This window comes from Microcoleus pseudofavosus SVA1_A4, assembly GCF_036700565.1.
GTDB lineage: Bacteria > Cyanobacteriota > Cyanobacteriia > Cyanobacteriales > Microcoleaceae > Microcoleus.
On record NZ_JAUBPE010000139.1, the window covers coordinates 1 to 8,083 of the forward strand.

Sequence of the window (8,083 nt, forward strand, 5' to 3'; positions counted from 1 at the left end):
CGCGCCTTGAGTTTCGGTAGCGTCTGAAACTCAAAGCCGATGGTGGGATTTGAACCCACGACCGTTCGATTACGAATTTTTATTAAATATAATCTACGACAACTGTTACGGGCGCCCCGGCAACCCCGGCGCTATTCATACTTGAACGGATGTTGATATAGGACCAGCCAATATCGACAGTGTAATAAAAGTTTGGGCCAATCCAAGTCGGAGTTCCTCCACCGGGTTGAATTCTTATTTCGTTTATTGTCCCTGCGTAAAGTGTGGCAAACGCAGTAAAACTTGTAATGCGAGCTACTACCAACTTATGAGGAATAGAAGTTGTGTTATTGGCAGATGTTGGACAGTTGCTGGTATAAATTGCCCGAAGAGATTGTACATACCGCTCATCGCCCTCGGATTGCAGTAAATACTGAGCGTGCGGATCGGATGCTGCGGCGTGAGCTGCCACCGCTGCCGTTACTTCGGCGTCGCGAGCGATCGCCGCAGGAATATCCGCATCTGCAAGCGCTACCGAAGATTGTCGGTATCTGGCATCGCCTTCGGATTGCAGCAAATATTGAGCGTGCGGATCGGATGCTGCGGCGTGAGCTGCCACCGCTGCCGTTACTTCGGCGTCGCGAGCGATCGCCGCAGGAATATCCGCATCTGCAAGCGCTACCGAAGATTGTCGGTATCTGGCATCGCCTTCGGATTGCAGCAAATATTGAGCAGGATTAAAGTTCCCATCGTTCCAGATCCGTCTCCAGGGCCCCCAAACATCCCAGTTTACAGTTCTAAAATAACACTCGTTATTGGTGTTATTTTGAGTAACAAGTTGCATACCCCATTTGCCTTCTGTATAGGCAAATCGGGCCTGGAAACCCTGAATGTGTCCCATGTTGGGAGGAAAAGTTCCACCACCATTTCGGCAGTCCAAAAAACCGCTACCAAAATTAAAAACATTTTCGGTGCTTACGCCCTGCCCAAAGCCAAAAACTTGTGAGGGGTGCAAAGCCGATACGTGTGCGTCTAGCGCTGCTACCACCTCAATGTCGCGGGCTATTTCGTCGGGAATTGCCGCGTTTGAAGCTGATTGGTACTTCCTTATTACTGGCATTAAATAATTGTTAAATCTTCACAATTTATATTCGTACTCCCGCCGATCGCCATTGCTGCGATCGGCCCTTGAAAGCAAGCCATAGGTTCCTCATAGTAAAAGTCCGTAGGCTCCAACCTCGCCATCTGGGTAGTCGGCGAAACGGTGTTTCCATGTCCCAGAATTACCGGAAGAGAGCCGGAATTGTACACCGTGAAGGTACATCGATTTTTCAACTGCGTGCGATCGCCCCCAATAACGCTGGGCGCGGTACCTACCGAGGGATTAGTGGGTGTTGCCGTATTAGGCAGTCGAGTCTGCTGCTGTTGCTGAGTGAATGTGCGTACTAAGCCCATGTTTGCTTATTTATTAAATTAGGATATTATTAGGATACCATTTATGTTTTAAAAGTATGGCTCAGATTGTACCATCAGAAGGGGGCACATTTACAGGTGATACCGGAGAGAAAATCGCCTTTCAGTCCCTAAGTTGGTGGCAGTATCAGGAGGACAATAAATCTGTCAATCCCAATGACGAACAATATTTTACGGGAACAAAGAATACCGATACAGACAATAAATTTTTTGAAGGAACTTGGAAAATTCCAGCCATTTTTACTCCTAAACCTTTAGGGATGGTGGCGGGTTCAATTTATCAAGGGCTTACCTTTGTTCCTGGAACAGGCGGAACATTCTCTGGCGCTACCCCTGAAGCGTACACTCTCGAAGTTTTGCTTTGGCTTGTTCAAAGGCAAAATAATACCTCGGAGTATAATCCTGATAAATTAGAGTATATTACTGCAACTTACAACGCCAATCAATTGATATGGGAAGGAACATTCAAACTCCCTTACCAAACAATTTTACTGCCTAACGGTAGCGTTCAGGATACCGCTAGGGCGTATTTATTATGAATGATTGCGAAGGGAGGGGGTACACAGATGATATATTGCTCGATCTTCAAGGTGTGTCAACCCCTCAAATTATTTTGGATTGCGCGCAAGTTTATACAAATTATTGTGCGTGGATTACTCAATATGCAGCACTGTCCACAACGATAAACCCCCCGCCAATTTTCTATCAAAAACCGGGCTGGCAGTTTTTTATGGAAAATCTAGCTTTAAATTATTACGCCAGTAGCCTACCAGAAGCAACAGCGCCGGAAACAAAAGCCAATTCAACGCAAAATGATAAGTTAACATCTTCTAAGGTGTTGTCGCGAAGTTTCAAGAAGTTTGAATTAACGATGCTTCAACGCAAAACACCTGCCGATACTTGGAAAATTATTGGAATTGAAGACTTGTATAATTATGGCAATATCTTCAATTACGCACCGTTAAAAAATCCTTTTCTCACGCAAGGAGAAATTGATATGTTCGGTCCGACAACCCAACTAGCCGTTAGGTTTCGCGAAAAAAACATTAGCAGACGAATTGAGCTGCCAATAACAGGGACAGATATATTGACTATTCGAGGTTGTTATCGCGTTTTTATTACGCTGTAATTGTTATGAAAATTGAACAAGACTCACAAACCGGACAAATACAGTGTCGCCTAGATACTGGCGAAAAATACGATTTTGACGAACATTTAACCGCGTTGTCTGAATTTGTTAGCTGTCAAGCCGTTAAAAATTTTAGGCTGACCAAAAGTTACAGAAAATTGGTGCAGCGGTTGAACGAAACAGAAGCAAAAATAACCAATATAGAAGGAAAACAAAAAACACTTTTAACGAATGAGAACAGGAGATCGGGATATTTCAACCAATTAGATGATATTAGTTTGGGAAAAATAGCTAAAACCTACATTGATGAAAAAGAATTTTCACGGGAAACTTTACAGCATTATGCGGATTGGAATAAAAGTGCAGTTTTCAAGATATCGCCTTTGGTTTACCAAGAATTTGTTAATGTCGTTCGTGAAGAATTCTTGAATGAAATAATGACCCGTTTCTCTAATCAAATTCAAATTTATTTAAATAGCTAAAACATGAAAGGAACTGGAGCCACCACGGCAACTAGGGGAACGGGAAGAAGTGGGGGGACTGTCGGTGCAACGCCCACCGGAATTGAATTAGGGCTTAACGTTGGTATCGGCCAACTCGGGATTAGCACCGATTACGGCGGCGGGATTGTAATTGGAATTGGCGGACAAAAAATTGTGTGGGGTCGTGAAGGTGGAAAAATTCACTACAATTTTGGAGGACTTGAGGTAATAGTGGAGGCGCGGGATTGCGTGGTTGTGGAAACTCGCAAAATGTGGGGACAAGTTGTAGGTCGCCACGTTTACCCCGATCCCGGGTGTAAGCCCGAGCCTCCTTCTACTCCTTCTACAGGAGGGACTACAAATAAAAATTTAGGATTGCCAGCGGAAGAAGTTACCCCTTTCCTTGAGGACAATAAATGCTATCACGTGGTTTTTTTGTGGCACGCATATATTCAAAACGAATTCAAGTGGGAACCAGATCCTAATATTTTTCAACGCGCATCAACGGCTAGCGATATTCATGGGGGTGGGGTATGGATAAACAATCAAAATAGATTTTACGCAAAAGTAGACAAAGCTTTGCCTTATGAAAGAACGCCTGCATATATAGAATTTCACGATCCACCCAGCGTTCCCCTAAGTCAAGCCTATCTTTACCCTAACGAATTTAAAAAATACAAAGCTAATTTCAAGGCGTGGGCTTCCATTAATGGCAAATTGCAAATTCACATACCCGGGGGATATAAATATAATGAACAAATATTGATGCCTTGGGACTTATTTAATACAGGAGCCTACATTAAAAATTATATCCAGCAATGGCGACCTGCTGGCCAGATTTGGGATTTGTCAGCATATGAGATACCGTGCAACTACTTCTCTTCTGGTACTCCCGGCTTACCTAAGAAAATTGGAATTCCTCAATCTTTTATACCTTCCCCCTCAGCCGGAAACCAACCACCTATGCCAGAATCATGTTGCGAAGCCTTAGCCGCCGATATTGAAGATATTAAGGAAGTTTTAGCCTGCAAAGAAATCCTTGCCGGCAAAATGACCTTCCCTTGGTCGTGGCGGATGCCGGGGGGGCAAGGCGAAGAAATAATTATGGATTACCCGAATTTGCTTCGGGCGATCGCCCAACAGATCGATCACCTCGGCATCCACCCGCCCAAGTTGAGCATAAAAGATATCAACAACGCGATCGCCGGTGACCAATCCCTCACCAATCAATTCCCTAGCGTGACACAAGCGTTTGAAGCTTTGATGGCTCAGGTCTGGGACGCAAATGCGGACGTGGACACGCTGACCAATTTCCTCTACCGATTAGCATGGTTGAGCGTACAGCAGTCTTTCAATTTAGCTCAAGTGACTGGTACGGTGGAGAGCCTGAAGGATATGATTGGGGGGGAGACAGAGCCTACGGAAACCACCCTGACAACTCCTTTCAATATCGCTGCTGGCACCGGTGCAAAAGAAATGCCGCCAGGTAAAGGATTTGGTAAGCAGGCTAACGAGTCAAACGCGATCGACAATCGAATAAATGCAAATACAGAGATGAGCACGGAGGCAATGCTTCCCAAATTCCTAAAAATTAGAGAAAACCCAATTTTGGTAGATACATTTACGGGTAAGCAAGATATATTTGATATATTGATGCTGATTAGAATGGACTTAGAAAAATTAAAAAACAAGTAGGAGCTTATGACCACCAAACCAGTTCAAAAAGATGTCAAGTTTAACGCTTCGCAGAGTAGCAGTGCGGTCACTGTTTACGGCACTGTAGATGAGAGTTGGATAGCTAAAATTAAAGGAACATTTAGCTGGTTTAAAATCCCTCAATTTGACCTAAAAAAAGGTTTTGAGGATTTTAAAGCATTCATAACGAAAGCCCTAAAAAGCGACTTGCCCAAAGAAATTGGTAGTGCAATTATGGGAAACCTTAGAGAATTACTGGGGCAAGGCAAACAAGAAGTTAAAAAACGAATTGGCTCCTTGATAGAAGTGGCGGGCAAGAGCTTGGGACAGCTTACCACTACCAACGAAGGCAAAGGCTTGGCTATATTTGGCGCTCTTTCGGCTCTATTCGTCGGAGGCGGAGTGCTATTAGGTGCAGGGCCCGAAGTAATTACGGGAATGCTCAGGTTCCAACAACTGAGCTACGCGTTCAACTTCAATCAAACCGACGAACAAATCGAGAAACAACTAGAAGGATCTATTACTTCGCTGTATGCCAGTGCGGGGCAAATGATAGGCGCTGGTTTAGCTAGTTTCCTCAGCGGCGGAGTATTTAGAATCCCGCGAGTGCAAATCAATGTGACAAAAATAGGTATTGTTTTTCGCGCGCTCAACGAAGAAGCGCGCACTCAGCTAATGGCACAGGTTCGGAGCCTAGCGCGGACTGCCTTTTTCACAGGTTTGAGAATGATGGGGCAAATATTTTATCGGAGTACGCGAAAGTGGTTAAAGGCAATCGCGAAACAAGATCCGAATCACCCTTTAATTAAATTGATACCGGGCGGAGCCAAAACCGTCGCGCTTTGGGGCGAGAAAGGTCAGCCGGCGTGGAGTCCGTGCTTGTACATCAATAAAAAACTAGAAGCGATTGCCGTTAAAAATAAAGATATCGCAGCTTTGCTTGAAAATTCCTTAGAAAGCTTTGGCGAATCAATTCAAGAATTTTTGCCAGAATTGGTTCGGCAACCTATTTCGTAAATATGGCTCCAAGAAGTCCAAGGATTAGAGTACCTATAGCGGGTCAGCGCTACCCGCGCCTGACCCAGAACGGGCAATTGTTGAGCAATCAACAAATTGGGCAAAATATTGATAATTGGATAAATACTCAATTTGAGGAAGAGCTTCGATTGACGGCATTTTTAGATGTCAATACCCGCCGCCAAATTCGTTTGGCGACGGGCGTAGGAGATATGGAAGCTTATGTAGAGCAATTCAATAATGGGTTTGCCCAAACTTCTCAATTATCCCCCAATAAATCGATTCAAGGAAAAGACGCCTTCGGGGAAGCTTGGACAAATCGCCCGCGACTAAAAAAGATATCGATCGAGGGGCGAATTGTCTACAAACCTAAAGCTAAAACTTAGAGGAAAATATGGCAACACCCCCACCCAAGGGAAGTAGCGATCCGCAAGATTACAGCAAGTTTGAGCGAAAGATTGCGGAAGAAGTTAACAAACGCGAAGCCCCCACCTTTATCGAGGGGCGGCCGATTCCCGCGAATTATGAAGAGCGATCGTATTTTGATGTTTACTCTCTAGATTTCGGCCGTTTGGATGACGAGCCACCGTTAACTATTGCCGGCAACGACGCTCAAATCGCGCTGCAATCTTCAATGCTCCGGGCGCTCGATCAATTGCTTGGAGCAAGAGGACTAGGGCCATTCAACTTCTCGGTGTGGACAAAAGAATTTGAAAATGGTTTCCCCAGTTTTCAAGGTTCGGCGGAACTCAAGAAAATGCGAGCCAAAGAGCCTTGGCCGGGAGTATCGAAAGAAAATCGCCCGCAAATTATAGTGATGAAGCCGGACAAAGCGGCCGTCGCGTGGGATTTTAACGTCGTACAGTTACTGCCCGATCGCAAACGCAAAAACGAGTGGCAGATATTTACCGGATCGTGGCGAGATATTGCACGAGAAATCCTCAACTGGTGGAATCAGAAAGAGGGCGGTGGCGAAGCGTCCGCAGGCAAGCCGCGTTTGACATCGGATATTTCGCAGTTGTCGAAGCATCCCTACATTTCGCTCTATTTTAGGGAAATTCCCGCCAGCGGACGCGGTGGCACCCCCTTGGAATCCGAAATTAGTTTTCGACTGATGGATCAAATTGAATATCAAGGCTTGCTTCCCGATAAATCCGTAATTTCCTTGGCAGATATCAAACGTTATGCCAAGGCGATAGAGCGCGTCTTTAATCCCGTACCGGACAAACCCTACGCAATCGCCCGCGGTCGGGGCAGTTACACCTACAATAACTGGCCGCTAGGTTACAAGCTTTGGCTGCTTGCAAACTCGGCATCGGAGGCGGAACGAGTGTTTAAGGATGTTTTGAAAATCCAAAATCATATTTTTGATGAGATTTATATGGGAATTGGAGCGTCGCGGAACCCCGCTAAAAAATACCCCATTACCGCACCCATTAAAAAAGTTATTGACGAAGACAAGGCACTTGCCAACCAAAGACAAACCGGATCTATAACTTTTCGTTGGGCAAAACTAATTCTACCCATGACTAAGGAAACTTTGGTTTTGGTGTCTCGACAGTCCCGTACGCGAGTAGACGAGCGCTTGCAATGAGATCCAAAAAGTTATCCAACAAAAATTTATAAAAATCTTTACAGGCGTTAATTACGATTTCGGAACACTTAAATGTTCCTACAAAACTTGCAACACCTAAAATCCTTACTCCAAAAGCGGTTCAGCCCTTGACACCCCTTAAGAGCCTGTATATCGTAAGTAGTATGCAATGAGGTATTTATGCCGTTAAACAAATATGACAACAAGGTATTGGTATCAGTGCCTTTAGAAAACGGACTAATTTATGCTTTTCAGACCAACGTTGACGCCGTAGCCAGGACAGCGCTCGGTCACACGGTTGTACCTGCGGTAATGCCTGCTCTAGCATTTCAAGGTGGCAACAGCCCCAAGCCCAGGCGTGCGCGAATCTTAACGGCGGATGGCTGGAACTCTAGTTTCATTGCGGCAACTGCTGCGGTGATTGCTGCTGCAAAAACAGCCGGATGGCAAGTACAAAAGTCTACAAAAAGACGCGGATTAGTTCCTACTTCTGGAACGCGGGCAACTACTGTATATGTAACCGTGAGAGGTATCAAGTACGCCTGGAATATCCCGAACGAAACGATCGCCACAATCACCCAGGCAACTTTAACGGCTTTAGGCGTGGAAATCGCAACCGCAGCAGATTTACCGACTTTGGTATGGGGCGCATCTACTCCAGTCCCAGCAAAAGCAACATTTTTCTCAGCAGCAGGCCCTGGCGGTGGCGACAAC

At 45.3% G+C, this 8,083-nt stretch carries 10 protein-coding genes; 8 read left to right on the forward strand and 2 right to left on the reverse strand.

Features of this window, described 5'->3' with window-relative positions; genetic code table 11:
* Positions 1 to 82: 82 nt before the first annotated feature.
* Both QUA02_RS32350 and QUA02_RS32355 read right to left on the reverse strand, forming a co-directional pair.
* Positions 83 to 1,099 (reverse strand): hypothetical protein, encoded by a 1,017-nt coding sequence (locus QUA02_RS32350; RefSeq protein WP_333033813.1) that lies wholly within the window; start codon positions 1,097 to 1,099, stop codon positions 83 to 85.
* A complete protein-coding gene (locus QUA02_RS32355) occupies positions 1,099 to 1,434 on the reverse strand; it encodes a hypothetical protein (protein WP_333033814.1) in 336 nt (111 codons plus the stop codon). Before QUA02_RS32355 ends, QUA02_RS32350 begins: the two co-directional genes overlap by 1 nt.
* A 56-nt stretch (positions 1,435 to 1,490) precedes the next feature.
* On the opposite strand from QUA02_RS32355, the gene QUA02_RS32360 reads away from it, so the two are divergent.
* From QUA02_RS32360 to QUA02_RS32395, 8 genes are all read left to right on the forward strand, one after another.
* Positions 1,491 to 1,991, forward strand: a complete 501-nt coding sequence (locus QUA02_RS32360) for a hypothetical protein (RefSeq protein WP_333033815.1) — start codon at positions 1,491 to 1,493, stop codon at positions 1,989 to 1,991.
* The gene (locus QUA02_RS32365) at positions 1,988 to 2,581 is read left to right on the forward strand and encodes a hypothetical protein (protein WP_333033816.1); all 594 of its coding nucleotides are present in this window, start codon (positions 1,988 to 1,990) and stop codon (positions 2,579 to 2,581) included. The genes QUA02_RS32360 and QUA02_RS32365 overlap by 4 nt, the downstream gene beginning before the upstream one ends.
* A 5-nt stretch (positions 2,582 to 2,586) precedes the next feature.
* Positions 2,587 to 3,063, forward strand: coding sequence for a hypothetical protein (locus QUA02_RS32370; RefSeq protein ID WP_333033817.1), 477 nt, complete (start codon positions 2,587 to 2,589; stop codon positions 3,061 to 3,063).
* 3 nt (positions 3,064 to 3,066) lie between these two features.
* Positions 3,067 to 4,758, forward strand: coding sequence for a hypothetical protein (locus QUA02_RS32375; protein ID WP_333033818.1), 1,692 nt, complete (start codon positions 3,067 to 3,069; stop codon positions 4,756 to 4,758).
* A 6-nt stretch (positions 4,759 to 4,764) separates the two neighbouring features.
* A complete protein-coding gene (locus QUA02_RS32380; protein ID WP_333033820.1) occupies positions 4,765 to 5,775 on the forward strand; it encodes a hypothetical protein in 1,011 nt (336 codons plus the stop codon).
* Positions 5,776 to 5,777: 2 nt separating this feature from the next.
* Positions 5,778 to 6,161, forward strand: a complete 384-nt coding sequence (locus tag QUA02_RS32385) for a hypothetical protein (protein ID WP_333033821.1) — start codon at positions 5,778 to 5,780, stop codon at positions 6,159 to 6,161.
* A gap of 8 nt (positions 6,162 to 6,169) precedes the next feature.
* Positions 6,170 to 7,369 carry a hypothetical protein gene (locus QUA02_RS32390; RefSeq protein ID WP_333033822.1) on the forward strand — a complete coding sequence of 400 codons (1,200 nt, stop codon included), beginning with the start codon at positions 6,170 to 6,172 and terminating at the stop codon, positions 7,367 to 7,369.
* A 180-nt stretch (positions 7,370 to 7,549) separates the two neighbouring features.
* Positions 7,550 to 8,083: hypothetical protein (locus QUA02_RS32395; RefSeq protein WP_333033823.1), on the forward strand; the 534-nt coding region annotated here is incomplete at its 3' end.